General features: G+C 65.6%; 21 protein-coding genes. 8 read left to right on the top strand and 13 right to left on the bottom strand.

Annotated elements, in window-relative coordinates:
* Position 1: 1 nt before the first annotated feature.
* From BN984_RS17670 to BN984_RS17660, 3 genes are read right to left on the bottom strand one after another with little or no spacing between them, the layout of a single operon-like run.
* Positions 2 to 1,066, bottom strand: a complete 1,065-nt coding sequence (locus tag BN984_RS17670) for a proline racemase family protein (RefSeq protein ID WP_049968898.1) — start codon at positions 1,064 to 1,066, stop codon at positions 2 to 4.
* Complete coding sequence (locus BN984_RS17665) at positions 1,063 to 1,386, bottom strand: hypothetical protein (protein ID WP_049968897.1); 324 nt, start codon at positions 1,384 to 1,386, stop codon at positions 1,063 to 1,065. The genes BN984_RS17670 and BN984_RS17665 overlap by 4 nt, the downstream gene beginning before the upstream one ends.
* 1 nt (position 1,387) lies before the next feature.
* Complete coding sequence (locus BN984_RS17660) at positions 1,388 to 2,854, bottom strand: sodium-dependent transporter (RefSeq protein WP_081909262.1); 1,467 nt, start codon at positions 2,852 to 2,854, stop codon at positions 1,388 to 1,390.
* Positions 2,855 to 3,216: 362 nt separating this feature from the next.
* Between BN984_RS17660 and BN984_RS17655 the strand changes: the two genes are divergently transcribed.
* Positions 3,217 to 3,450 carry a hypothetical protein gene (locus BN984_RS17655; RefSeq protein WP_233514273.1) on the top strand — a complete coding sequence of 78 codons (234 nt, stop codon included), beginning with the start codon at positions 3,217 to 3,219 and terminating at the stop codon, positions 3,448 to 3,450.
* 399 nt (positions 3,451 to 3,849) lie between these two features.
* On the opposite strand, the gene BN984_RS17650 is transcribed toward BN984_RS17655, so the two are convergent.
* From BN984_RS17650 to BN984_RS17640, 3 genes are all read right to left on the bottom strand, one after another.
* Entirely contained in the window at positions 3,850 to 4,590 is a 741-nt protein-coding gene (locus BN984_RS17650) for a helix-turn-helix domain-containing protein (protein ID WP_008094167.1), read from the bottom strand.
* Between the two features lie 171 nt (positions 4,591 to 4,761).
* Positions 4,762 to 5,454 carry a hypothetical protein gene (locus BN984_RS17645; RefSeq protein WP_049968895.1) on the bottom strand — a complete coding sequence of 231 codons (693 nt, stop codon included), beginning with the start codon at positions 5,452 to 5,454 and terminating at the stop codon, positions 4,762 to 4,764.
* Positions 5,455 to 5,512: 58 nt separating this feature from the next.
* A complete protein-coding gene (locus BN984_RS17640; protein WP_049968894.1) occupies positions 5,513 to 6,124 on the bottom strand; it encodes a hypothetical protein in 612 nt (203 codons plus the stop codon).
* A 191-nt stretch (positions 6,125 to 6,315) separates the two neighbouring features.
* On the opposite strand from BN984_RS17640, the gene BN984_RS17635 reads away from it, so the two are divergent.
* Positions 6,316 to 6,555, top strand: coding sequence for a DUF7120 family protein (locus BN984_RS17635; RefSeq protein ID WP_004978002.1), 240 nt, complete (start codon positions 6,316 to 6,318; stop codon positions 6,553 to 6,555).
* A 373-nt stretch (positions 6,556 to 6,928) separates the two neighbouring features.
* Positions 6,929 to 8,227: a carboxylate--amine ligase gene (locus tag BN984_RS17630; protein ID WP_049968988.1), complete on the top strand. Its 1,299-nt coding sequence runs from the start codon at positions 6,929 to 6,931 to the stop codon at positions 8,225 to 8,227.
* A gap of 78 nt (positions 8,228 to 8,305) precedes the next feature.
* On the opposite strand, the gene BN984_RS17625 is transcribed toward BN984_RS17630, so the two are convergent.
* From BN984_RS17625 to BN984_RS17610, 4 genes are all read right to left on the bottom strand, one after another.
* Positions 8,306 to 8,749, bottom strand: a complete 444-nt coding sequence (locus tag BN984_RS17625; protein ID WP_008094157.1) for a hypothetical protein — start codon at positions 8,747 to 8,749, stop codon at positions 8,306 to 8,308.
* 242 nt (positions 8,750 to 8,991) lie between these two features.
* The gene (locus BN984_RS17620) at positions 8,992 to 9,423 is read right to left on the bottom strand and encodes a type II toxin-antitoxin system VapC family toxin (RefSeq protein WP_008094155.1); all 432 of its coding nucleotides are present in this window, start codon (positions 9,421 to 9,423) and stop codon (positions 8,992 to 8,994) included.
* The gene (locus tag BN984_RS17615) at positions 9,420 to 9,695 is read right to left on the bottom strand and encodes a hypothetical protein (RefSeq protein WP_049968893.1); all 276 of its coding nucleotides are present in this window, start codon (positions 9,693 to 9,695) and stop codon (positions 9,420 to 9,422) included. Before BN984_RS17615 ends, BN984_RS17620 begins: the two co-directional genes overlap by 4 nt.
* 143 nt (positions 9,696 to 9,838) lie before the next feature.
* Positions 9,839 to 11,269: a twin-arginine translocation signal domain-containing protein gene (locus BN984_RS17610; protein WP_049968892.1), complete on the bottom strand. Its 1,431-nt coding sequence runs from the start codon at positions 11,267 to 11,269 to the stop codon at positions 9,839 to 9,841.
* A gap of 392 nt (positions 11,270 to 11,661) precedes the next feature.
* On the opposite strand from BN984_RS17610, the gene BN984_RS17605 reads away from it, so the two are divergent.
* The 3 genes from BN984_RS17605 to BN984_RS17595 all read left to right on the top strand — a co-directional run bounded on the left by BN984_RS17605 (position 11,662) and on the right by BN984_RS17595 (position 15,476).
* Positions 11,662 to 12,918 carry a polysaccharide deacetylase family protein gene (locus BN984_RS17605; RefSeq protein WP_049968987.1) on the top strand — a complete coding sequence of 419 codons (1,257 nt, stop codon included), beginning with the start codon at positions 11,662 to 11,664 and terminating at the stop codon, positions 12,916 to 12,918.
* A gap of 322 nt (positions 12,919 to 13,240) precedes the next feature.
* The gene (locus BN984_RS17600; protein WP_008094147.1) at positions 13,241 to 14,356 is read left to right on the top strand and encodes a glycosyltransferase family 2 protein; all 1,116 of its coding nucleotides are present in this window, start codon (positions 13,241 to 13,243) and stop codon (positions 14,354 to 14,356) included.
* 136 nt (positions 14,357 to 14,492) lie between these two features.
* Positions 14,493 to 15,476 (top strand): DUF1616 domain-containing protein, encoded by a 984-nt coding sequence (locus BN984_RS17595; protein ID WP_181950726.1) that lies wholly within the window; start codon positions 14,493 to 14,495, stop codon positions 15,474 to 15,476.
* A 189-nt stretch (positions 15,477 to 15,665) separates the two neighbouring features.
* Here the strand turns inward: BN984_RS17595 and BN984_RS17590 are convergent, their stop codons facing one another.
* Together BN984_RS17590 and BN984_RS17585 are read right to left on the bottom strand one after the other, a co-directional pair.
* A complete protein-coding gene (locus BN984_RS17590) occupies positions 15,666 to 18,353 on the bottom strand; it encodes a hypothetical protein (protein WP_049968890.1) in 2,688 nt (895 codons plus the stop codon).
* A 456-nt stretch (positions 18,354 to 18,809) separates the two neighbouring features.
* Complete coding sequence (locus BN984_RS17585) at positions 18,810 to 20,330, bottom strand: lipopolysaccharide biosynthesis protein (RefSeq protein WP_008094141.1); 1,521 nt, start codon at positions 20,328 to 20,330, stop codon at positions 18,810 to 18,812.
* A 452-nt stretch (positions 20,331 to 20,782) separates the two neighbouring features.
* Between BN984_RS17585 and BN984_RS17580 the strand changes: the two genes are divergently transcribed.
* Positions 20,783 to 21,109, top strand: coding sequence for a NifU family protein (locus tag BN984_RS17580; protein ID WP_008094140.1), 327 nt, complete (start codon positions 20,783 to 20,785; stop codon positions 21,107 to 21,109).
* Between the two features lie 207 nt (positions 21,110 to 21,316).
* Here BN984_RS17580 and BN984_RS17575 read toward each other — a convergent pair whose 3' ends face one another.
* The gene (locus BN984_RS17575) at positions 21,317 to 23,119 is read right to left on the bottom strand and encodes a hypothetical protein (RefSeq protein WP_008094138.1); all 1,803 of its coding nucleotides are present in this window, start codon (positions 23,117 to 23,119) and stop codon (positions 21,317 to 21,319) included.
* A 303-nt stretch (positions 23,120 to 23,422) separates the two neighbouring features.
* Between BN984_RS17575 and BN984_RS17570 the strand changes: the two genes are divergently transcribed.
* Positions 23,423 to 25,273: an asparagine synthase-related protein gene (locus BN984_RS17570; RefSeq protein WP_049968889.1), complete on the top strand. Its 1,851-nt coding sequence runs from the start codon at positions 23,423 to 23,425 to the stop codon at positions 25,271 to 25,273.
* The last annotated feature ends 141 nt before the right edge of the window (positions 25,274 to 25,414 follow it).

Genomic DNA, 25,414 nt, shown 5'->3' with positions numbered 1-25,414 from the left:
GCTACTTCGCCGAGATGCTGAACCCGGAAAGCGAGTCCTTCGCGTCTTTGACGAACGTGTGTTTCCCCGTGATTCGGGCCGACCCGGTGATGAGCGGCGTCGTCAGCGTCACGCCGCCGCGTTCGTCGGCCGCGACGAGTCTACCTTCGAAGCGCGTGCCGACGATGCTCTCGTGGAGGTACGACTCGCCGATGTCGAGCGCGCCGGCCTCGTGGAGGAGTGCCATCTTCGCGCACGTCCCGGTCCCGCACGGCGAGCGGTCGACCTGCCCCTCGCCGAAGACGACGATACTTCGATCCACCTCGTCGGGCGTGCCGTATATCTCGGTGATCGAGACCGAGCCCGCCTCGCCGGTGAGCGGGTGGACGATATCGAGGCGTTCGTTGACGGCGTCGCGGATTTCGAGGCCCCAATCGACGAAGGTCGATGCGTGCCGCGGTTCGACGGGTAGGTCGAGTTGGTCGCTGTCGACCAGCGCGAAGAAGTTGCCCGCGTAGACGACGTCGACGCGGAGCGGCGAGTCGAGAAACGAGACCGGGACGGTCGCCTCGTCGTAGACGAACGACCGGACGTTCTCTATCGTGACGCGCTCGACGCCGCCGTCGGACGCGTATTCGGGCGTCGCCTCGACGAGTCCGGCCGGCGTCTCGACGCGGACGGTCTCGCATCGGTCGAGTCGCCCCAGTTCGAGGAGCGCGGAGACGACGCCGATGGTCCCGTGGCCGCACATGTCGAGATAGCCCCGACTGTCCATGAAGAAGACGCCCACGTCCGCGTCGGGACGGGTGGAGGCGACGACGACCGCTCCGAACATGTCGTCGTGGCCGCGGGGCTCCCGCATCAGCAGGTCGCGCACCCAGTCGTGGGTTTCGGCGAACGAGTCACGGCGCTCCCGGACGGAGTCGCCCGCGAGCGCGGCGCGGTCGATACCGTCGACGACGATGCGGGTCGGCTCGCCCTCGGTGTGCGTGTCGATGGTCGTGAACGACGCGTCCGTGGCGAGGTCGTCGAACTCGAACTCGAACTCACTCTCGTCCGCGAGTTCGTCGGCGTCGTTTCCGTTCATTCGTCCACCAGTTCGAGCCGGGCGATTTGCTCGTCGGACCAGTCGTAATGCGGCTCGTCAATCGCTCGGAGCGACCGCACGCACTCGTTGTAGCGGCGGCGGGCAATCGGCGCGTAGGGGTCGTCGGGGTTCGCGCGAATCCACCCGCGGAGGTCGGAAAGCGCCCGGGGCGAGTAGCTATCGATGTCGTCCTGTTCCCGTAAGAGCGCGAGTTTGCGCTCCTCGGTGCGGAGCGACCGGACGAGGACCGCGGCCGCGACGCCGGGCAACAGGAGGAGCGAGACGAGCATCGAGACCCACGTGAGCGTCGACAGCGCCATCTCAGTCGTCACCTCCCGGGACGGCCGCGGAACCGGACGGCGGCTCGTCGCCGACGACGCTCATCACGAGCGTGCTCACGACGACGAGTCCGGCCATGAACGCGACGCCGAGCAACATCAACCGCTGGTTCGCGGTTCCGATGCTGGAGTAGACGCCGTAGCCGAGGATGAACACCATCACGACGGGGATGACGTACTTCACGACCGAATTCCACCACGCGCCGACGTAGATGCCAGCGTTACGGTTGAGGTCGAGGACGCGGGCGCGTTCGGGGCCGAACTTCCACGCGACGAGCGCGATGATGGAAAGCGTCGCGAGCGGGAGGCCGAAGCTCCCGAACATGAAGTCCATCTGCCCGAGGAACGCCGACGAGTAGGCGCTCGGGAGGCCGAACACCCAAATGGCGCCGCAGGACGCGAGCACGGCACCCGTCCGAGAGAGCCGCGTCTCCTCCGAGACGGTGGTGACGGCGACCTCGGTGATACCGAGGCCGGAGGTGAACGTCGCGAAGAAGAAGGAGACGAAGAACACGATAGCCCACAGACTCCCGCCGGGGAGTTCGGGGAACACCTGCGCCATCGAGATGAAAAGCAGGTTCGACCCGGCGCTCGGTTCGAGTCCGAACGCGAAGACGACGGGGAACGTGGCGAACACCGCGAGCAGACCGATGCTCGTGTTCCCGATGGCGGTGAACAGGCCGCCGCCGAGCGGCACGTCGTCGTACCGGCTGAGGTAGCTCCCGTAGGTCAGCGCGATGCCCCACCCGAGGCCCGTCGAGAACAGCGCCTGACTGAGCGCCGCGACCCACGTACTGCCGCGGGTGAGGTACCCCCAATCGGGCGTGAAGACGAATGCGACGCCCTCCATGCCGCCGGGGAGGGTGATGCCGCGAATCGAGACCGCCACGAGGGCGACGACGAGCAGCGGAATCATCCACTTCACGACGCGCTCGATGCCGCGGCGGATACCGAACACGAGGACGCCGGCCAAGCCGGCCATCGTCACCGTGTGCATCCCGACGACGAGCGTCGGATTGTTGATGAAGCCCTCCCAGAATGCTTGCGGCTGGAACCCCGGCTGGGTGAACGTCATGAGCACCGAGTGGCCGGCGTAGTAGAGCGCCCAGCCGATGATGGGCGCGTAGTACGACATCAGCGCCACGTTGACGATGAGGACCACGAGGCCGAGACCCTGCGCCCGCTTGCTCCCGAGGACCGTTCTGAACGCTCCGATGACTCCGTGGTTCGTGTACCGGCCGATCATCGTCTCGGCCATCAGCCCGGGGACCGCGATGAGATACAACAAGAGAATGTAGGCCACGAGGAAGGCACCGCCGCCGTTTTCGCCCGTCGTAAACGGCATGCGCCAGATGTTGCCCGCGCCCACCATCGCGCCGAGCATCGCCATGAGGAAACCGAACCGGCTTCCCCACTCTTCTCGCGCCGTTCTCGCCTCTGAGTCTGACATGATACAGCTACCCAAACCCTTGAACAGAAGGTAGTTATACGGATGTGCTACTATGGTCGGGGTTGTCAACGAAAGATGTATAGAAACGCTGTTGAGACGATTCGGTAGTTATCGGTATATACCTCGGATTCGAGTGCTACAGACGTTATAAACCGCGATTAATAGCTCTTCCACAAGTATCAACAAGTGGGAAGGTTTCGGCCGGGACAGCCGGTCGGACCGTATCATAGTCGGGGATGGGTATATAATCGCGAAGCGAACACCACCGGTATGGTCACGACCAGCGACGAGCGAGCCGAAGACGACCGGACGCCGCGAGACGAACGCCGGACGAAACGCGACTCGGAAGCGCGTCGGTGTGCGTGAGAGACGAGCGGGCGGACGAGGTCGAGCGGGCGGTGCTCGCGCTTCTCGACCGCCGTGGACCGACGCCGATAGACGAGATACTCGCCGGAGTGGACGGACATCCTATCGAGATAGAACACGCCTGTAGCCGACTTCAGCGCGCGGGCGAACTCCGAAGCCGGAGTTGCGGCGTGTACGCTCGCCCGACCGACGACGGCGGGAGCCGGCGCGTCGCGCCGCGCGACGAGTAGGCAGTCCTCGACCGCGTTTTTTCGCCTGTCTAGCCCAGAACCGACAGCGACTCGGCCACCCCGACGGCGACGGAGTCGGTGGTCGACCGGCCTCTCACGAGGGCCACCCTCCCATGGACAGACACTAGTATAACTCGCCCTCCGCCGAGGACTCAGCCATGACGAACTCAGTCACGGGGCGACTGTCGGCCCAACGGTGCCCGGAGTGCGGTTCGGAGACGCAGACGCGACACGGAATCGAACGCTGTACGGACTGTACGTGGCGCGCGCCACAGGGGGCCGACTGAACGGAAAGACGCTGTCGGTACCGCGGGCGCGACCCGTCGAACCGACACCACCGTGTCCGGAGTAAACCGGAGAGAAAGTTATCGAATCGAATAACGAGCGGCGTCGACGGCGTTACGGAGTTGACTCCGCGTACTGGTTGAGGAGTTTCGCCTCGGCCTTCCGGAGATGTTCGAGCAGCGTGGTCTTCGAGATGTCGAGTTCGTCGGCCAGTTCCCGCGTCGTCGTCTCCCGCGGCCACGTGTAGTAGTCGCGCCGGCAGGCCAGTTCGAACACCTCTCGCTGGCGGTTCGAGAGCTTGTCCAGTTGGTGTGAGACGTGGTTTTTCGCGCCGGCGACGGAAGTGACCTTGGTGACGATGATTTCGGCCTGATTCGCCGCCTCCAGCGAGTCGAGGCGTTCGCGGAGGTCGGCCCGGTCGTCGGTGTCGATGACCGGCCAGTACTCCCATCCGTCGTCGACGCGGACGGGCGCGTCGTGGACGAAGCCGTGCGACAGAAGCGAGTCGGTCATGCTGTTTTCGGGGTCGTACTCGACCATCATCTCCCGCGTCGTGTTGCCGACGTTCGACGCGCCGTTGTCGAACTCGTGGCGGGGGCTCAACTCGGAGACGGAGTCGGTAAGCCGCGACCGCTCGGTCGCGCGGACGAAGTCGTCGATGTCCTCGACCCGGTCGGCGTAGACCGTGAAGTGTCCCTTGACCGTGTCCTCGGGCGTGTTGTACACGGTGTGAGCGGTGACCCCGGCGTCGACGTTCTCCGTCACTTCCAGCGTCCAGCAGTCCGGGTGCCAGACCTTGAGCGTGAGTCTGGTCGGGCCCGTGAGTTCGGAATTCGGTGCGCTAGCGTTCGACATACGAGACGGTTACACTCCCGTGTGGTATATATCCAACCGACCATGGGAGGGCGGGGCGGAGTCGGACGTCTCGGATCGACGTCGGCGCTTGCAGCCGACGTGAAGCCGCCGTCGGCGTACCCGATTGCTACTTCGCCTCCATGGCGAAAATCGGGACCGCCCGGCCGAGAACTACTCCAGCGTGAGCGAGAAGCCCCACGTCGCCTCCCGTCTGTCGTCGTCAGAGGACCCCGAGAGCCCGCCGACGGCGAAGTCCGCCTCGAAGCGGAACTCGCCGACCGGGAGACAGCTCGCTTCTTCCTTCTCGGACTGGGCGACGCCGTAGAGGTTCAGCAGCTCCGACCGCGACTCGCCGGGTTCGAGCGAGAGAATCCGGTACTCCTCGGTCACGGCGATGTGGTCTTCGAGCCGCCAACAGCCCGCCTCGGCGGGATACTCGCCGTCCGCGGGGAGGAAGATGAGGTCGTTCGTCGTGTCCGAGACGTACTGGAAGAAGACGGTTCTCCCCTCGCCGACCTCGACGACCTCGTCGCCGGTGTTCGTCAGCGTGATGCGGACCTGCGGCGGGTGGTCGTCGTTCGCGAGGTCCTCCGTTATCTCGACTTCGTGTTCGACGGGCACGTCGGGAGCGTCGTCGACGCCGACGAGCGAGATGCCGGGACCGCCGGACGGGCGGGTGCCGCCGGTTCCGTCGTCAGTGCCGTTTCCATCCGGGAGGTCGTCCGTCGTGTCCGTCGGCCCGTCGGTCGTCTCGTCGTCAGTCGTCGCGCCGTCGTCCGACCCGCCGTCGCCGACGCAACCGGCGAGGAGACCGAACGAGAGGAGGGCGGTCGAACCGAGGAAGGTGCGTCGTGTCAGGGACATACCCGTTAATCGTCGCGGACGGGAATAACCCTACGCGAGAGTCAAATCACGATTTGAGTCACGGGGCGGCGTCGCGGTGGCTGCGGTAGTACTCCCACTCCGCGTCGGTGCCGTAGTGGACGACCAAGTCGGTCGCGGTCTGCTCGGCGACCCCCGACGCACGCCTGAGTGCGGCGGTGTTCCGTTCGAGCACCGCGGCCGCGACGGCGTCCGCGCTCCCGAAGTGCTCGAAGAGCGCCCGCGAGGCGCGGTCGCCGGCGTTGGGAACCGGCGCGCAAGCCGCCCGAATGCGCGCCCGTTCGGCCCGGTCGTCCACGCGGTCGACCCACGTCCGAACCCACGCGGCGACCGCCTCGCGGTCCTCGTCCGACGCCGGCGGCTCGAACTCGCGGACCGAGTCGTCGACGACGCCGCCGAACCGCGCCGAGACGGAGAGGCCACCCGGATGCGGGAGGACGTGGACGCCCAGCGAGTCGCCGGGGTCGATACCGACGAGCACCGCGGGGACGGCCTTCTCGAAGCGGAGCGCGAAGTTCGCCGGCCGCGGCTCGCCGGGCGGGTAGATGACCCACTCGTCGCTCGGCAGTTCGACGCGCTCCGGAAGCCAGCCGAGCTCGTCGCTCTCGGCGGGGGCGGCGTCCTCGGTCGCCGGGTCTGTGTCGCGTGTCACGTCGGTCCCTCGCTCAGGGGCGTCGGAAATCGACGCCGTTCGTCGCGTGGACGGACTGACCGGGCGCTGATAAGACACGCGGTTACGACTGTCGGGCGACGCGGACTGTCACGCGGAGCGACCGAGTACCACGCTCGGCACGAACTACTCACACCCGGCCGCTCAAGTACATCGAGCACGAACGCGTCTCTATGCCCGTCGTAGAAGTCAATCTCCCGGACGAACTGCTCGTCGAGTTCGAACAGCTTGTCGACGAAGAGTTCATCAGCGAAGAACAGGCCGTCGAGGAGCTCCTCTCGATGGGAATGGACGCCTACGGTGCCCCCGTCGACGACGAGGACGGCGTCCAGTCCGACTTCGTCCAGAGCGCCCAGAACAACCTCTTCGACACCGCGGGCGACCCCGGCGGCCTCGACGACGACGTGCTCTGAGGCGGCGACGCTCCGCCAGAACCGTCGACATCTTGGCACCGCGCCGAACTATTTCTCGTCGAGAGCGCTCGTTTCGCCGACTCGGCAGACCCGCTGACCGTGGAGACCGTCTCTCTCGCCCCGGTATGCTGTGGATAACCGAGCCGAAACCGTCGGTTTTCTCGACTCTCACGAATCGAATCCGGTCCGACGCGTTCGAATCCGCAGTTCGGTCGCCGACGCGACGCTCGCGCGACGGCGCGCACCGGCCCTGTCGCGGACGGCAGACCGCACACCGACCGCCGAGTCAGGTCGGGAGGAACCGACTCCCGGCACCGACCTCGAACCCGTTAGCGGACCCATACTAATTCCGTCACCGCGCGACGGTTCAGGCATGTCCAAACGCGCGCACGCCCGGAACTCGGTGCTCGTTCCATCGGGCAACTACACTTGCATCCGGTCGCTCGGCGAGCGGGGAATCCACACGGTGATGGCCTCCGAACACGACGACACGCCGGCGGCCTCGTCCCGATTCTGCGACGAACTCGTCCGCATTCCCGCCCCGAAAGACGACCTCGTTGCCTACAAGGACGCCCTCGTCGGCATCGCCGCCCGACCAGACGTGAAGACAATCATCCCGACGCGGCCCGAAGACGGCTACATCTTCTCGAAGTACCTCGACGAGTTCGAGCAGTACGTCGACCTCGTCGTCCCCGACTTCGAGACGCTCCGCCGGGTCCACGACCGAAAGCTCCTCTACGAGGCCGCCGTCGAGGCCGGCGTCCCCATGCCGCGGACCCGCCTGTTCAGCGAGGTCGAAGCGTTCCACGAGCCCTCGATTATCAAGCCGCGGTACAACGTCGTCGCCGGCGAGTACGTCGACAGCTACGACCCCCACGAGTACGACATCGTCAAGAGCGTCCGCCACGTCCGCCCCGGCGACCGTCCGGACCCCGACGAGATATACGCCGAGATGAAACACGACCCCATCGTGCAGGACTACGTTCCGACCGAGGACAAGTACATGTTCGCGGCGCTGTACGACCACGGCGAGCCCCTCGCGACGTTCCAGCACCTCCAGATTCGCGGAAACTCCTACACCGGCGGCGGCGGCGTCTACCGGACTTCGGTGTACGACCCCGAACTCGAATCCGTCGCGCGGAAGCTCCTCGGTCACATCAACTGGCACGGCCTCGCGTGCATCGAGTACCTCAAGGACGCCGAGACGGGCGAGTTCAAACTCATCGAAATCAACCCCCGGATGTGGCAGTCACTCCCCTCGACTGTCCGCGCGGGCGCCGACTTCCCGTACTACTACTGGCTGCAGGCGACCGGGCAGAAACACCGCATCGAACCGGGGTACGAACTCGGCGTCGGCACTCACTACCTCTGGGGCGAACTCGGCTACGTGATGAGCGTCCGCCGCGACGACTCGCCGCTCGTCGAGCGCCCGTCGTTCGTCAAGACCGTCTGGGAGGTCGCCTCTTCTATCTACCACGAGCCGAGATTCGACCTCGCGCGCCTCGACGACCCGGTTCCCTTCGCCCGCTACGTGCACCACGCGCTGTTCAACCGTGGAGACGACGAGGACGACGAGGAATCGACCGCCGGCCGCGACGGTGACGGAGACGACGTGAAAGAGCGAGGAACCGGCATCACGCTGACGCCGGGACTCAACTTCAGAGGTCGCTGAGCAGACTGGGTGTCCGTGCACCGCCGCTCACCGTGGCGTTGTGGAACGCCGCGGAGCGCGGTTAGCAGTCGGTCCTCGTCAGGAGCGCGCCTTCGCGCGCTCGTGATACCATCCGCCGAACGCGCCGAGCGGAACGACCAACCAACCGGCAGCGATAACGGCGAAAACCACGCTCACTGGCAGCAGTAGCGCGGTGAAGACGACCGCCTCCAGTAGAACCATCTCACCGCGGGTGAAGTTCGAGACGCCGACGAGGAAAGCGGGCCCGAATCCGCCCGTGACAAGACTTCCGAGTGCAGTCAGCCCGCCGAAAAGCGTACCGTATCGTTGGCGGTCGTCGTCGGGTCGCAGCCGTCGCCAGAGCAGCGTGCCCACGATAAACGAGGTCGGTATCGCTATCGGAACGGCCACCAGTCCGAGACCGAAGACGAACCCGAGTGTCCCGTTCATCGCGCCGACGAGAGTCAGCAGCCCCGCAGCACCGAACCAGAGGGTGATTGCCAACAACCCGGTTGCAGCCATCGCTATCCCGCCGCCGACGTCGTTTCGCTCGGCGTACGGGAGCCGTCCGGGACCGTACCGACGACAGAGCCGAACCATAGGTCGAACTGCGGCGCACGTCCCGATAAATGTTATTACGAATACATTTGTCGGTTTGCAGCGGGACCGAGGGACTGGTATCACGCTGACGCCGGGACTCAACTTCAGGGGTCACTGAGCGGACCGCTCGTTTCTCTGTCGGCGCTCCCGTGGCGCTGTTAAACCTACCGGAGCCCCGGTTCGATGCGGTCGACGAGTCCATCGAAATCCGTGTCGAAACTCAACACGGCGTCGATGCCACGCGACTCGCACAGCGAGACGATGGTCGCATCGGTGAAGCTGAGGTCGTGGTCCTCGTATCGGCGGAGCGTCTCCAGCGACGCCCGGACGTCGTCCGGTTCGACGTGAATCGTCTCGAACACGTTCGGAAACGGTTCCTCGCCGAGAATGCGACTGGCAACGGTATCCGCAGCCTCGAACGAACCCGTTCGAGCGCGCGTGAGCGTTACCGTCTCGTCGAGAACGTAGTCGTTCGTGTACGGCTGTCCGAACTCCCCGTCGAACAGTTCGTCGAACGCGCTGACGGCTTGGTCGTGCCTGTCGGCATCCGTATCGTGGTGCGCGAAGAACACGCCGGTATCGACGAGGACGCTCATCCGTACAGCACGTCGTCGATGTCTTCTTCGGTCGTCGTGACGCCGGACGAAACCATCCCGTCGTGGAACTGCTCGCGCTCGGACTCCGAAAGCGGGACACGTTTCTCGCGGAACGAGTCGATGAGGTCCGCCTTGGACTCGACGGCGTTCTCGACGAGCCGCGCCAAGACTTCCTGCTGCGTCACTCGCGTCCCGGTCTTCAGCCGAATCTCGGCCTGTAACCGTTCGAGGCGTGATTTCGTGTCGTCGTCCATCTTCACCGACGTGGCCATGTTCGGCGGTAGAACATACTACTGGGTAAGGTTTGCTACTATCTTGACTGGCGTAACGCTGACCGGACTGGGTGCGATATTCAGCGCGGTCACGGCGATTGCCGACGACTGGGGGTTCCGATAGCGCCTTGGCCGACGCCCGTTCACTCGTCGCGGAACGCGCAGGTCGCGGTGTAGGACACGTTATCGAGCAGGAGTTCGACGCCGCGGGTCCGGGTCGGCGGACCGCTGACGTTGATGCTGGAGTTCTCGATAGCGCAGTCCGACGCGCGGTTGACGAGCACGCCGCCGACCCGGCCGTTCGGCAGGTGGATACAGCTATCGACGATGCGGGAGCCGTTTCGATTCTCGTCGACGACGACCGCCGAACCGTAGGGCTGACTCTCGCACGCCCCCGAGATGGTGACGTTCTCCAGGACCATCCCCCATGGCTCCCGCGCGATGGCGGTGTCCACGGGACCCGCGTAGATGGTCTGGACGCCGGTGTCGTTGACGATGCGGCAGTTGCGCATCGTGAAGCCGCCGTGGCTCCCGTAGGTCGGAACGGTGATGATGCCCGGCGAGGACGGACTCGACCGGAAGATGAAGTCGCAGTCCTCGATGAGAACCCCCGTGTAGCCGTGGCCCGTCGAGTCGATGCGGAGGCCCTCGGGACTGTCGAGTCTGTCGCCCTCCCGCGCGTGTTCGTTGAGGTTGTCCGCGTCGACGACGACGGTCGCGCCCTTGATCCACGAGGTCTTGGTCGGATGGTCGCCCGCGGAGATGCGCATGTTGGTGTTGTCGTTGTTCTTGAACAACCCGCCCTCGACGCGGAGGACGCCGCGGGTGTGGGTCGCGCGGAACGACGACGACCCGCGCTGTTCGATGTGGCAGTCTATCATCCTCACTTCGCCGACCGACCGCTCGGTGATGCGAATCCCGGCGACGCCGTTCGGGTAGCCGGGGAGCGCCGCGCCCTCGCGCATGTAGACGCGACGGGCGACGTTGACGCCCTCCACCGAAGTGCAGTCGAAGAGGAGCAGTTGGTCGCGCGCGTGGCTGTCCGTGGGGGTGCGGCCGAGCCACTCGACGTCCTCGACGAGCGCGCCGTCGTCGTTGGCGAGCCAGATATCGGCGCTCGTGGTGTCGTCGTCGGTCTGCTGGACGGAGAAGTTCTTCAGGACGTGGTGGTCCCCGCTCGTGATTCGGAGCATCCGGAACCGCTCGCCGGGGTCTGCCGGCGGGAAGACGAACTGCACGTCCTTGTGGGAGTCGCCGAGGCCGACGAGTTGGAAGTTCGAGACGCCGCGGTCCCAGTCGTGCTCGCGGGTGATGAGGTAGTCACCCGGCGGGAACTCGACGGCCGTGTCGTCGCCGTACACCCCGTCGAGGATGTCGTCGACCGGCTCTTGGCCCGTCGGGTCCATCCCGAGGTCGTCGACCGCGTGGAAGACGGTGAGGTCCGGTTCGGGCGTCGGCGTCTCCTCGGTCGTCGGCGTCTCGGTCGGCGTCTCCTCGTCCGGCGTGTTACAGCCGGCGAGCGCGGCACCGATACCGACCGCGCCGAGCGTCTTCAGGTAGGTTCTGCGATTCACTGGCAACCACCCGCGTGCTCGGAGCGTTCCCGGTGACTGTCGGGCGTCCGTCGAGCGTCGGGGGCGGGTCGCCTCGAAGGGCGAGACGAGAGTTGGAGAGAGAGGGACCGACGTCGGTTACACATGTTTCCCGTCAGTTGGACCGGGGAGGTGATTGGTAAACGGTGTGTAACCGGGGGTGGCGGGGCGAAAGCCCCTGAATCCGGACGGGTCTGCGGCGACGAAACGGGCGAGAGACTGTGCGAAAAACAGGTCAAAATCGGCGACATTCGCGGTTTCCGACGCCGTCAGTCCGTGGCTACGGAAATTACGAGTGGCATTACTATCGACTCGTGACGACAGTTGTCCGTATGAAACTATCACGGCGTTCGTATCTCGGACTGAGCGCCGCCGTGCTCAGCGGCTGCGTCGCGAGGGGCGGTGAATCAGCCGGTACTCCCGAAGCGACCGCGACGAGCGAGCCGCCGGTACCGACGCCGCGGTTCAGCTACGACGACCCGAGCGTCGACGCGGCGGGCGACCCGTTGGCGGTCGCGTTCAACAGCCGAGAGCGGTTCAGAGACGTTGGATGGCTCGTCGACGACTTCGAGGACGAACGGCTCTGGGGGACGTTCGCGGGGCGGTACGCCGTCGAAGAGGACGTCGTCTACTGCGGGGCGCAGTCGCTCCGGCTCGAAGCGACGCCGGACGACGAGCGGGTGTGGATTTACCGGACGTTCGAGGACGGTATCGACCTCTCGGAGGCCGACCTCTCGCTGGCCGTCAACCTCGAAACGCCCGACACCGAGGGCATCACGGTTCGCCTCGCCGCGCCCGACTACGACAACACGCTGCTTCTCGGTCGGCACATCTGGAAGGCAGGCTGGCAGCGCCTCGACCTCGGGCCACAGCGCGTCACCGGGTCGCCGGACCTGACGAACGTCACCGAGATAAGCATCCAGATGTACACCGGCGGCGGTACCGCGGCGCGGTTCTACGTCGACTCGCTCCGGGCCAAACCGCGGGCCGGCGCGGGCGCGGTGATGATAACGTTCGACGACAACACCCGGAGCCAGTACGACACGGCGTATCCGATACTGGAGTCCCACGGCTTCCCCGGCGTCGTCGGCGTCATCCCGTGGACCGTCGGGTCGAGCCACCGCATCCCGCGGTCGGGGATGGACGAGATGGTCGAATCGGGGTGGGACATGGTGAGCCACCCCCAGCAGTCGGACTCGTTCCGCGTCCTCTCGCCGGCCGACCAGCGCGCGAGCATCAGGGAGTCGAAGGCGTGGCTCGTCGAAAACGGGTTCGAACGCGGGGCCGACTTCATCATCTGGCCGTACGGCCGGTACAACGAGTCAGCGCTCGACGTCGCGAGCGACTACCACTACCTCGGGTTCGTGACCGTCGGGGGACCGACCGGCGCGATATCCGACCCGCAAATCGTCGGCCGGACCGACGGCGACGACGTACAGAAGGCGAAGGAGGCGCTCGACTTCGCCGCCCAGTACAACCAGCTCGCGGTGCTCATGTACCACGACGTGACCGGAGAGGGACGCTCCGTCAGCCCGGCGGCGTTCGCCGAGACGATAGACTACATCGACGAACTCGGGCTAGACGTGGTCACCGCGTCGAGCTACTGGGACTCGATCCGAAACACCATCTGACGCGGCGGTTCGCCCGGCACGCCGGCCCGAGTACGGCGACATGCTGCTTTTCAAGACAGTCTCGACGGACGTGATACGGATTCGATTAGTCGCGGTTTCGTGAACGTTAGACAACCGTTCTAACCGTCCTAAACGCCTGAAATTCGGCTTTGCATACGTGTTGCTGACGACTAACAAAGACCCGAACGGCCCAATCACCGGGTCGAAGTATCGATGTTCCTACGCACTCTCCAACTCGATTCGCGGCCGCGGGACGACACGCCCGACGGCGGCGGACCGGTCGACACGCCGCGTTCAACACAGGGGTCGCACGCGAGGGGCGATGTACCGCGGTAACGCCGTCGGCGTCGTCGTGCCCGCGTACAACGAGGCGCGGTTCGTCGGCGGCGTCGTCGACACGCTCCCCGCGTTCGTCGACCGCGCGTACGTCGTCGACGACCGCTCGACCGACGGGACGTGGGAGGAGATTCGGCGGCACGCGGCGCGCGCGAACGAGCGAGCGGCCGAACCGGTCGTCGCCGCGGCCGACGGCGGTGCGTCGCTCGACGGGCGCGTCGTCCCGATTCGACACCCGGTCAACCGCGGGCGCGGCGCGGCCGTCAAGACCGGCTACGAACGCGCCCTCGCCGACGGGATGGACATCGTCGTCGTGATGGACGGCGACGGACAGATGGACCCGGATATCATGCCCGCCATCATCGACCCCGTCGTCGACGGAGACGCCGACTACGCCGTCGGCGACCGACTCGCCGCGCGGGACACCCGCCGGGGGATGCCGCCGTGGCGGCTGTTCGGCAACCTCCTGTTGTCCGGGCTGACGCGCATCGCCAGCGGCTACTGGCACATCCGCGACCCGCAGAACGGCTACACGGCTATCTCGGCGGAGGCGCTCTCGGAGCTGGATTTCGACCGGCTGTACGACCAGTACGGCTTCCTGAACGACCTGCTCGTGAACCTGAACGTCGCCGAAAAGCGCGTCGCCACCGTGCCGATGCGCGCGCGCTACGGCGATGAAGAAAGCGGTATCAGGTACTCGACGTTCGTCCCCGGGCTGTCGTTCCTCCTGCTCAGGGACTTCGTCTGGCGACTCCGCGTTCGATACCTCGACGGCGGCGTTCACCCGGTGGCCGTCCTCTACGCGCTCGGCGTCGTGAGCGTCCTCGCCGGCGCGCTCCGACTGGTCGGCGGGGTCGCGTCGAAGGACCGACCGGGTCGGCAGTCCCTCACCGGACTCCTCGTCGGCCTCGGGTCACTCGGCGGCGCGATGGTCCTCGACAGCCGCGAGAACGAACGGTTGCGAGTCGCGGCGGAGCCGTCCGCGTCGTTCGAGCGGGGCGCGTCGAACGGGGCACAGCCGTCGTCCCGCGTCGGCGGTGCCGACGAGAGCGACGAGAGAGCTGAGAAGGAACCAGACGGTCGCGAGATAGTCGGGAGTTAGTCACCTCGTACCGCCGAAATCAGGGGTGTGAGGTGCTCAATAACAACAGCCTAGTCGCGTCATATAACCGGTAATGGGGTCTACATCACACAGAAAAGGACGGTTGAACCAGGCACTCGACGAACTCTCGTTGGACGTGCCCACTGCGCTCCTCGTCGTCGTCTCGAGTAGCCTCGTTGCGGTTCTCGACGTCGTGCCGACCGTCCAAGCCCTCGTCGGACTCCCCGTGCTGCTATTTCTTCCCGGTTACGCGCTGTTGCTCGCGCTGTTTCCCGCCGGGTCGTCGGGCAATCCGGGCGAGGGACCGTCGTTCGGCCGGTTCGAGTGGCAGCCGGACCTCGGCCTCACGGAGCGATTTGCGCTCGCTTTCGGGATGAGCGTCGCACTCTTGCCGGTGGTCGGCCTGGCGCTCCTCTGGGCTGGCGTCGGACTGAACGCCGCGCCCGTCCTGCTCGCGCTGTCGGCAATCATCGTCGGCGGCCTCGCCATCGGCGAGGTACGGCGGCGGCGACTCCCCGAGGGAGAGCGCTTTCACGTCCCGATTCGGCGCTGGTACGCCGACGTGGTCCGGTCGTTCGACCAGTCCTCTCGGGTCGACTCGCTCCTGAACGTCGCGCTCGCGTTCGCCGTCCTCCTTGCCGTCGCGAGCCTGAGTTACGCGCTCGTCGCACCGGGGACGGGCGAGTCGTATTCGAGCCTGTCGCTTCTCACGCGGGACGCCGGCGGCGAGTTCGTCGCCGCCGACTACCCCGAGGAACTAACGGTGGGCGAGCAGACCGAACTGTTCGTCTCCGTCGAGAACGCCGAGGGGGAGGCGACGAGCTACACGCTCGTGGCCGAACTCCAGCGCGTCGAGCGGGTGAACGGCGAGACGACGGTCGTCGAGCGGCAGGTCCTCGGGTCGCGGACGGAGACCGTCGGAGACGGCGAGACGTGGCAGGCCCGCCATATCTTCGCCCCGGAGCTGACCGGCGAGGATCTCCGGCTCACCTACTTCCTGTACGAGGGCGACGCGCCGGCGGAGCCGAGTACCGACACGGCGTACCGCTCGGCGTACGTCTGGCTGACCGTGACCGAGGAACCGACTGAAGACACGGCCGCCAGCGACGACGCGGCGTAACCGCGTCGTACTGACGTCCGAACTCAGTTCTCGGCGTACTGCGTCGCCGGACGCGGCGGTCGCTCGGACGCGCGGGGAAAACGGAGAAAACCGCGTCGAAACGCGAAAACTGGGTGCCTCTGCTGCCTGCGGCGTCACCGTGCGAGCGACGCGCCGTCTACTGGTCCGCTATTCTGCCGTGCTGTCGTCTCAGCCGTCGTTGTCTTCGAAGGTCAGCGCCGCGTCGCCGGTCAGGTTCATCTTCTTGATGTCACCCGAGAACCGGAAGGCGTCGACGTTGTCCGTGACGGAGCCCGTCACCTTGCCGTTGGTGACGCTGTCGTCGCTCTCGGTCGGCCCGACGAGCGGGTCGTTCAGGATGTCGCCGGAGACCATGAAGTCGTACGTCGTCTCCGTGCCGTCGCCCTCGACCACGAGGGTGTTCGGCAGCGAGAACACGCTGGGGTCGACCCGCGTGCCGTTGACGTAGACCTCGGCCTCGCCCTGGAGGAACGACAGCGACGTAATCGTGCCCGTGAAGGTGAACGTGTCGTCGACGCCCTCGGTGGTCACCCACCCCGTCGCGGAGCTTTCGGACACGTCGTCCCACTCTTCGACGGTGTCGCCCGAGGCCTCGAGCGTGCCGCTGACACTGACTTCGTACTGCGTCTCGACGCCAGTGCCGACGAGGCGCAGTTCGTTCTGGCTGTCGGTGGAGTCGTCCGTCGAATCCGTCGAGCCGTCCGTGCTCGAACCGGTCGAGGAATCGGTCGTGGCGTCGGTGACCGTGCTCTCGGTCACCTGCTCACCGTCGACGTAAATCTCGGCCTCGCCTTCGACGAAGCCGAAGGAGGTGACGCTCCCCGCGAAGTTGAACGTGTCCTCGACGCCCTCGGTCGTAATCCAGCCGCTGGCGGAGGTGCCGTCGATGGTGTCCCACGTCTCGACGGTGTCGCCCGAGGCTTCGAGCGCGTCGCTGACGGTGAACTCGTACTGGGTCTGGGTACCCGTGCCGACGAGGCGCAGTTCGTGCGAGAGGTCGGTCGTCGAGTCCGTCGTGGCGTCCGTGACGGTACTCTCGGTCACCTGCTCGCCGTTGACGTAAATCTCACACTCGCCTTCGAGGAACGAGAACGAGTCGACGTCGCCGGAGAACGTGTAGGTGTCCTCGACGCCCTCGGTCGTAATCCAGCCGGTCGCGGTGCCGCTGGAGATGTCGTCCCACTCCTCGATGGTGTCGCCCGACGCCTGCAGCGAGTCCGTCACGGTGAACTCGTACTGGGTCGTCGTGCCCGTGCCGACGAGGCGAATCTCGTTCGGGAGGGGTTCGGTCGTCGAGTCGTCCGTCGAGTCAGTCGTCGAATCGTCGGTCGTCGAATCGGTCGAGTCGTCCGTGGTCGACGAGTCGCCGCCGGTGCTCCCGTCGGCGCTCGGGAGCGGACAGGAGTCGCTGCTCGTGATGTTGCTCGTGTCCACGTCGGCCCCGCTGAACACCGTCGCCTGCCCGGAGACGTTGATGTTCGAGTCCAGAATCTCGCAGCTCGTGGCGTCGTTGACGAGGACGCCGTCCACGTCGCCGTTCGGGAAGTGGATACAGCTGTTCTGGACGGTCGAGCCGTTGCGGTCGTTGTCGATGCAGACCGCCGCGCCGGCGGGCTGGGACCGCGTACTCCCCGTGATGGAGACGTTCTCGAGGTTCACGCCCCACGGCTTGTCCGCGGTGTCGGTGTCGACGGAGTCGGCGTGAATCGTCTGGACCGACGTGTCGTTCTGGATGCGGCAGTTACGCAGGGTGAAGCCGCCGTGGCCGGCCCACGTCGGCGACGAGACGATGCCGCGCGAGGTGGGGCAAGACTTGAAGATGAAGTCACAGTCCTCGATGAGGACGCCGGCGTAGCCGTTGCCGGTGGAGTCGATGCGGAGGCCCTCGGGACTGTCGAGGCTGTCGCCGTCGCGGGCGTGCTCGTTGAGGTTGTCCGCGTCCATGATGACGGTCGCGCCCTTGATCCACGAGGTCTTGTCGGGGTGGTCGCCCGCGGAGATGCGCATGTTGGTGTTGTCGTTGTTCTTGAACAACCCGCCCTCGACGCGGAGGACCCCGCGGGTGTGGGTCGCGCGGAACGACGACGACCCGCGCTGTTCGATGTGGCAGTCGACGAGGCGAATCTCGCCGACGGAACCGCCCTGCACGCGGATACCCGCGACGCCGTCGGGGTAGCCGGGAAGTTCGGCACCCTCGCGCATGTAGACGCGGCGGGCGACGTTGACGCCGTCGACGGAGGAACAGTCGTACGCGAGGAGCTGGCGGCGGGCGTTGTTGTCGGTGGGGGTGCGGCCGAGCCACTCGACGTCCTCGATGAGGCCGCCGTCGTCGTTTATCATCCAGATGTCCGCCGTGGTGGTGTCGTCGTCGGTCTGCTGGATGGAGAAGTTCTTCAGGACGTGGTGGTCCCCGCTCGTGATTTCGAGGAACCGGTACTTCTCGCCGTTGTTGCCCGACGGGAAGACGAACTGCACGTCCTTGTGGGAACTGCCGGTGCCGACCATCCCGAAGCGGGAGACGTCGTCGTTCCAGTACTGCGTCTCGGTGGCGAGATACTCACCCGGAGGGAATTCGATGAGCGTCCCGCTCCCGTACGCGGCGTCGAGTTGGTCGTCTATCGGTTCGTTTCCGTTGGGGTCCATTCCAAGGTCGTCCACCGCGTTGACGACGCGGTCCCATTGGATACCGAAGCGCTCCTCTGGTCCAGACGCAGCCGACGCGACGCCGGCAGAGAGGGCAGTCGATGCGGCCGCCGCACCGAGTTTGAGGTAGTTCCGCCTGTTGAGTTGCGATTCGAGGATGGAGTCTGAATCCGCCGCAGATTCGTCGTCATCTCCATCGGTTAGTCGTACCATACCCGAGGAAAGCCCTCGTTAAGGTGATAATCATTATTGCGAGGTATAATCGGGTTAGCTACGATTACTTGCGGAATTGATTCGGATGGAGGCCAGTTAGTTACCAGTTGCATTCCAGAGACACACCTTATATTCTCTCAAAAAGATATCAATTATAGATGTATATACGACCAAATTGGCAGTCAAAAACGACCACTTAATCGGTACTATACGGGTCAAATCGACATCCGGTGTCGAATTAGAATCGGTCCGTGAAACGTCTCTCCTCGTCAGATAATCAATCTATGAACTGGTAATTACGCTCCCACCGAATCTTGCGAGGGCGTTCGTTTCACCGTACCCACATATTCTGACGGAGTTCTGATAGGTTTGATTCACGGCCGAGGTTCAGCTAGCAATGAGAGTCAGTCGAATCGACCACTCGCCGGGTTCCGGTGGGGCGGCCGAACGCCCACCTCACTTCGACATCACCGAGACGAGTTCGCGGAGGTTCTGTTTGACCCGCCAGTCGAAGAGCGTCATGAGCGACGCCGCGCTGACGGCGTAGGCGACGACGCCGATGGCGACGAGGAGCGCGAACTCGACGAGGGGCGACCCGACGCGGTTCTGCGCCGCGAGGACCGCCAGCGCCATCGCGCCGCTGGCAGCGACGGGGTACGAGAGCTCCCGGAGGAACCGGCGGTAAGTCGTGCCGAGCGTTCGTTTCATCTCGCGCGCGTAGAGCGGGACCATCGGGAACGCGAGGATGCCCGTGACCGCGAGGGCGGTCCCTTCGATGCCGTAGGCGCTCGTCGCGGGGACGATGGCTATCGCGAGCAGGGCAACCCTGAGGAAGCCGAGTTTGGTCTGGACGTCGGGACGGCCGACGGCGCGCCAGACGGGGTTGAACGTCGCGAAGAGCGTCCGAAAGAGCCCGTAGGCGACGAGAATCTGCATGGCGAGCACCATCGGAAGCCAGTCCTCGCCGAGGAACGCCCCGACGAAGGCGGGCGCGACGAGGTAGATGCCGACCGACATCGGCAGCGCGACGAAGGCGGTGAGCCGGAAGGTGCTGAAGAACGCCTCGCGGAGGGCGCGTTGGTCCTCCTGAAGCTTCGAGTAGGTCGAGAACATCACGCTGGAGACGACGACGGCGATTTCGGTCGCCGGCGCGTTGGAGATGCGGTAGGCGAGCTGGTAGTAGCCGAGCGAGGTCGCCGTCAGGAGCCAGCCGACGACCGCGTCGTCGCCCTGCCCGTAGAGGAACTCGACGATGGACGACCCCGTGACCCACTTCCCGTAGCCGATGAGTTCGGCGGCGTACGCGCGGTTTAGCGCGGGGCGGGGGCGATACGGGTGCAGGAAGTAGGTCACGACCGACCGGACGCTGGCGTCGGCGAGGTAGCCGAAGATGAGCGCCCAGACCGTCGGGCTGACCGCGGCGTAGCCGAGCGCGACAACGACGTAGGCCGTCGTGCCGCTGACCCGGTAGGCGAACTCCTTGTGGAACGCGAGGTCCTTCTTGAAGTAGACCATCGCGGGGTTCCGCAGCGCGAGGAAAATCGGGACCAACGCGATGGTACGGATGAGGTCCCGCGCGGCGGGTTCGCCGAACAGCGAGGCGAGCGACGGGGCGGCGAGGTAGAGAATCGAACTCATCAGCAGGCCGCGGAGGAGTTCGAGCGTGAACGTCGTGTTCAGGTACTCGTCCACGTCGTCGTCGACGCGCTGGATGAGCGCGGCGTCGATGCCGAGGTTCGTCAGGCTCAGAAGCGCCGAGATGGTGAGGAGCGCGATCCCCATCAGCCCGATTGCCTCGGGGCCGAGCAACCGCGCGAGGACGATGAACATGACGACCTTCAGCACCCGGTCGAGGACGTTCATCGCCGAGACCCACATCCCGCTTTTCACCGTCCGCTCCGTGAGGTCGCTGTCGTCGTCGCCGGGAACGAACCGGCGGCGAATCGTCCGGACGACCGAGCGAATCTTATCTCTCATCGAACGCACCTCGCGGGTCGCCGCTTCGGCGAGGACCCGGCGTATTCACGAACGGTAACACTCGGCTACACATCGGCTCAGGAGCCGATTAATTATTGACTCGCTACTGGATTCCGGCGGGGTCGCGGGTCCCGCGGCCGCGAGAATTAGGCGCTGTTTGACCGAGGATGAAACGAGAACGGTCGGGCGGTGGGAGGCGACGAGCGGCGAGACCGAGTCGGCGGCCCGAAGCCGTGCGGTGACATTCAGCACGCACCGATGAGCGCGAGGAATATCCGTGCCGGCTCGGAAGTTGAAAATCGCGGTGTTTTAGGGTGCTCGAAAAGTGATAATAAACCGAGTTCAGAAAGTTCGTGTGACCTAAAATAGCCACACGAGCCCTGAATCGCTCGTATTTAGGCACCCCTAATAACCCAGATTTATTACAAATGAGGCCGTATCGACGAACGCCTATGAGCGCGCAATCACTCGAACGGCAGACCCGGAACTACCTGAGCAACAACGTCCCGCAGATTCAGGAACACGGCGGGCACTTCGAAATCGAGGACGTGAACGACGAGACCGGCGAGGTCACCATCGCCATCGGCGGCGCGTGCTCCGGATGCGGCATCGCGCCGATGACGATGAAGGCCATCAAGAGACGCATCGCCGACGAAGTCGACGACGTGTCCTCGGTGACCGTGCGGCGGGCGGGCGGCCCGCGGGCCGCCGTGATGCCGTCGAAGACGGACGAGATGGAACAGATGGAAGAGTACGAGGACTACAGCCCGCCGTTCTGAGCCGGTGGACCGTCGACTTCCCTCACCGTTTTTCTGACCCGCGGCTCGGAAGTGGCCGCGACGCGGCCGCGACGCACTCGAATCCGAGAGATGCGTCTCCGGTTCGAAGTGGACGAGGAAGCAAGGGAGAGAAACAGCGGCAGCACCGGCAAACCGACGGTCCCGCCACCGGTGTCGTCGTGAAACGAAAAATCAGACTCCGTGTCGCTACCCGGACACGTAGTAGAGGTCGGCCGCGCCGTTCGACATGACGCGGTTCACGTTCGGTTGGTTCTGGACGGCCGTGAGGTTCGCCCCGGAGTAGCGGAGTTCGCGGTACGCGACCACCTCGCGGTCGTAGTCGGTCTTCGAGACCATCAGATACCGCGGGCCGTCGTAGTAGCTCGGCAGGTCGGAAAGCGCCTCGTCGGGCGTCGTGAAACCGAGCGCCGGCGTGGTTCGCTCGGGCAGCGCCTCGGCGAAGCGGTCGGGATTCCCGCGGATGCCCACGTAGCGGATGTCTTCGTCGGACATCTCGAAGGCGGTGTCGTACGCGCTCATCTGCTGGGCGGGGACGTGGTTCGAGGGGAGGTAGATGTACGGCGATGGGAACATCACCATGAGCGTGAGCCCGATGACGAGCGCCGTCACGACGGGCGTACCCGCCTTGACCGCCGACCCGTACTTCGACCAGTAGCTCGTCCGTGCGAGCCACTCGAACGCGTAGAACAGCCCGACGCTCCCGACGATGGTCGCGAGAATCATCGCGAAGCCGACGTGGCGGAAGAAGAAATTCGTCTCCGAAATGACGCCGAGGAGGTGCGCGAAGAAGTACGGCACCAACACGACGAGACTGAACGTCAGCGTCCGCAGGACCGACCGGCCCTGACCCGACAGCTTCGGGAGCCGCCCGAACAGGACGCCGAGGAAGACGCCGAATGTAATCAGGGCGTACACCGCGTTCACGAGGAACAGCTTCACGAACACGTCGAAGATGCCGCCGCCGACGGCGGTCACGGAACCGGTGCGCTGGGAGATTGCCGTTCCGGCCTCGGAGCTTCCCGAGAGAATCCCGAGCACGCCCTCGACGAACAGGCCGCCCGTCGAGAAGCCGACGGTGTACTGCGTCAGCCAGTAGACGAACGCCGCGGCGAAGACGAGCGTCAGGCCGTAGACCGGTCGCTGCTCGGCCACGGCGTCCGGGGTCCGCCAGCGCTGGACGAGTTGGATGGCCGCGGCGACGGCGAACAACACGAGGTAGTTGACGGCGACCTGCAGGTGGTACGACACCAGCGCGACCGTCCCGATGGCGAACAGGACGGAGACGGGCGTGACGTGGCCGCGCCACCGGCTCTCGGCGGCGTCGGTGCCGGAGAACTGGTGTTTGAAGAAGAGGTACAGAAGCACCAGTCCGAGGAACGACGCCAGCGAGTAGGGGAAGAACATGAGCTTGAACCCGTTGAGGTTCACCGGCAGGAACAACAGCGCCGAGAACATCGCGATGAGGACCGCCCGGCGGTCGGGGACGACGAGCGAGACGATGAGCGGGACGAACACGAGGTAGACGACCGAGACGAAAAACACCACGAGCATCATCGCGGTAGTGATTTCGACGCCGAGGGCGGCGCTGAACATCCCAGCGGAGACGTGGCCGCTCGGGTAGACGATTTCGAGCGGCGTCAGCGTCTCCGAGACGAGCGACTTCGCCCAGCCGAGGTGCGTCAACGAGTCGTTGAACCCGTAGAAGTAGTACTCCCGGACGAGCGGAAGCGCTGAGACCGCGGCTATCGCGAGGGCCGCCAGCCCCACCCCACCGGCCGCGAACCGACTGTTCGGGGCGCGAACGACCACGACCAACGCGGTCAGCACCGCCACCGCCACGCCGACCCAGAAGACCACCGGGGTCGACTGGTAAATCGAGACCTCGTACGCGCGCGCTGGCGACGCGCGAGCGACGAGGATACCGACGGCTATCGCGAGAAATCCGACGAGGAGGAGTGTTCTCGTGAGCCGCGAATCACGTTGCTTCATCCCGTGAGAGAAGGCGAGTAGCGTAGTTTGTTATTGAGAATGTAATCGGTATCTCCGGGCGGTACGGTCGTTCTTCTCCCCGTTTCGGACTGCCAGCCGTCGAAGAGCCGAGCGCCGAGGGGTCTCCCCGGCACAGAGACCCGTTCGAGCCTCGGTTCCGGTCGGTTCGACGGCGCTCGACGCCGCCGCGCGGCCGTATAGGCGCGTGATAACAAAACCCGACGCACGCGGATATCGGGCAACGATGTCACTCACAGTAGTCACGCCACAGACCGCCGATCGAACCGGACGCGAGGGTCTTCGATGACCGGCTTCGTCGGCGGCGCGCTCGACGCGGCGACGCTCGACGCCTGCGCGGCCGAACTCCACCACGAAGACTGGTACGAGTCGGCGACGCGGTCGACCGGCCGCTTCGGCGTCTCGGTCCTCCACCACGGCGCGAGAGACCCCAAGGGTTGCACCGTCTGGGAGGACGGCTCGCGCGTGGGAGCCATATACGGCGCGGTGACGAACCTCGACGAACTCGCCCTCGACGCCGACGGACTGTTCGACCGGCTGTTCGAGGACCCGCACGCGCTCCTCCCCGAACTCGACGGCTCGTTCCTCGTCGTCGGCGTCGACGGCGACGCAGAGCGCGTCGTACTCGCCAGCGACAAACTCGGGACGCGACAGTGCTTCTACGTCGCGGGCGAGCCGTTCGCCTTCGGGACGGAAGTCGGCGCGCTGACGACCCTCTTGGACGACCCGCAGGTCGACGAGCGCGCCATCAGCGACCTCCTCATGATCGGGCACGTCTGGGGCGACAAGACGCTCGTGCAGGGCGTGAAGTTCCTCCCCTCGGGGTCCGTCCTCGACTACCGGGCCGATACGGGCCCCGAAATCGAGTCGTACTGGCACCACACGTTCGAACAGAGCCCCGACGACTCCTACCTCGACGACCTCACCGCGGCCTATCAGGAGGTCATCGCCGACATGGCCGACACGATAGACGGCGACATCGGCCTGTGGCTCTCCGGCGGCCTCGACAGTCGCTCGATGGCCGGAGAACTCAGCCGCTACCACGACCTCACGACCTACACCTACGACTCGAACCCCGCGAACGGGAGCAACCTCGAACTCGCCGCGAAGGTCTCCGAGGTGCTCGGCCTCGAAAACAGGCGTGTGCCCGTCGAGTCGAACGCGCTCGTCGACTCGCTCGACAAATCGGTCCAACTGACGAGCGGGATGGTCGGCCTCTCGACGTTCGTCAACCTCGCGAACGTGTTCAACATCCAAGACATGCCCGACGTGCTCATCGAGGGCTGCGGACAGGGCGGGATGATGGGCGACGGCATCGGCCGGGCCGCCGTCGAGGGAAGCAAATCCCCCGAGGCGGCGCTCTACCGCGCGAAACACCGAATCGACGTGGACGACGCCCGCCGGCTCCTGCGGACCGAGTTCGACCCGATGACGACCTACCGCGAGGAGGTGCGCAAGAGCGACCAGCCGGACCTCTACAGCACCGCGATGGACTGCTACTACCGCAACTACTTCCCGCGGTGCGACTTCGCCAGCAACCCCATCGCCGAGAGCCAAGCCGGAACCCGGGTCCCCTTCAGCGACACCGAGTTCCTCGAAGCCGTGACGCGGATGCCGCTGTCGCACCGCGTCGGCTCGATTCCCCTCACCAACGGGAAGATACCCGCCGGGACGGCCTACCCGAAGGTCGAACTGGTCCGCCGCCTCGACAGCCGACTCGCGGACATCCCCTACGAGCGGACGAAAGTCCCGCCGGCGCGCCCGATGTGGCAACACGCCGCCGGCTTCGTCGTCGGCACCTCGGTGGACCGCATCCGCGAGCGCCTCATCGGCGACGTGCACACCTACGGCGGTCGCTCGACCATCGGCGACTGGTACCGGACGAACCGCGCGCTCCGCGAGCGCATCGACGACCTGCTCAACTCCGCCTGCGAGCGCCCGTACTTCGACGCCGACGAGATTCGACGCCTCCAGCGCGAGGAACTCACGGGCGAGGCCGAACACATGAGCGCCATCTCCGGCATCATCACCGGCGAACTCTGGGTTCGCAAGTACATCGACCGCGAGGACCGTGCGACCGAGCAGGGTGCCGCCGGTACGACGAAAGCCGAAGACACGCCGCAACCGGCCGACTGAGGCCGGAAGAGACACTCAGCACGCTTTTTTCGGTCGGACCGTCGGTCGCGTGGAGCGCGTCAGAACTACAGGAGGCGGACGGCGCGGCGGCAGCGGCTACCGAAGCAACGAGTAGCTACCGAAGCAGAGAGTACAGCCACA

The organism is Haloferax prahovense (assembly GCF_000723845.1).
Lineage (GTDB): Archaea > Halobacteriota > Halobacteria > Halobacteriales > Haloferacaceae > Haloferax > Haloferax prahovense.
This window is presented reverse-complemented; position numbering and strand designations above follow the sequence as displayed.

Excerpts from the sequence above, each read along its gene's own strand:
- BN984_RS17580 (WP_008094140.1), top strand. The coding sequence starts at position 20,783 with ATGAGCGCGCAATCACTCGAACGGCAGACCCGGAACTACCTGAGCAAC.
- BN984_RS17665 (WP_049968897.1), bottom strand. The coding sequence starts at position 1,386 with ATGGCGCTGTCGACGCTCACGTGGGTCTCGATGCTCGTCTCGCTCCTC.
- BN984_RS17590 (WP_049968890.1), bottom strand. The coding sequence starts at position 18,353 with ATGGTACGACTAACCGATGGAGATGACGACGAATCTGCGGCGGATTCA.
- BN984_RS17645 (WP_049968895.1), bottom strand. The coding sequence starts at position 5,454 with ATGTCCCTGACACGACGCACCTTCCTCGGTTCGACCGCCCTCCTCTCG.
- BN984_RS17585 (WP_008094141.1), bottom strand. The coding sequence starts at position 20,330 with ATGAGAGATAAGATTCGCTCGGTCGTCCGGACGATTCGCCGCCGGTTC.
- BN984_RS17570 (WP_049968889.1), top strand. The coding sequence starts at position 23,423 with ATGACCGGCTTCGTCGGCGGCGCGCTCGACGCGGCGACGCTCGACGCC.
- BN984_RS17600 (WP_008094147.1), top strand. The coding sequence starts at position 13,241 with ATGTACCGCGGTAACGCCGTCGGCGTCGTCGTGCCCGCGTACAACGAG.
- BN984_RS17660 (WP_081909262.1), bottom strand. The coding sequence starts at position 2,854 with ATGTCAGACTCAGAGGCGAGAACGGCGCGAGAAGAGTGGGGAAGCCGG.
- BN984_RS17670 (WP_049968898.1), bottom strand. The coding sequence starts at position 1,066 with ATGAACGGAAACGACGCCGACGAACTCGCGGACGAGAGTGAGTTCGAG.
- BN984_RS17575 (WP_008094138.1), bottom strand. The coding sequence starts at position 23,119 with ATGAAGCAACGTGATTCGCGGCTCACGAGAACACTCCTCCTCGTCGGA.
- BN984_RS17615 (WP_049968893.1), bottom strand. The coding sequence starts at position 9,695 with ATGGCCACGTCGGTGAAGATGGACGACGACACGAAATCACGCCTCGAA.
- BN984_RS17625 (WP_008094157.1), bottom strand. The coding sequence starts at position 8,749 with ATGGCTGCAACCGGGTTGTTGGCAATCACCCTCTGGTTCGGTGCTGCG.
- BN984_RS17630 (WP_049968988.1), top strand. The coding sequence starts at position 6,929 with ATGTCCAAACGCGCGCACGCCCGGAACTCGGTGCTCGTTCCATCGGGC.
- BN984_RS17650 (WP_008094167.1), bottom strand. The coding sequence starts at position 4,590 with ATGTCGAACGCTAGCGCACCGAATTCCGAACTCACGGGCCCGACCAGA.
- BN984_RS17635 (WP_004978002.1), top strand. The coding sequence starts at position 6,316 with ATGCCCGTCGTAGAAGTCAATCTCCCGGACGAACTGCTCGTCGAGTTC.
- BN984_RS17620 (WP_008094155.1), bottom strand. The coding sequence starts at position 9,423 with ATGAGCGTCCTCGTCGATACCGGCGTGTTCTTCGCGCACCACGATACG.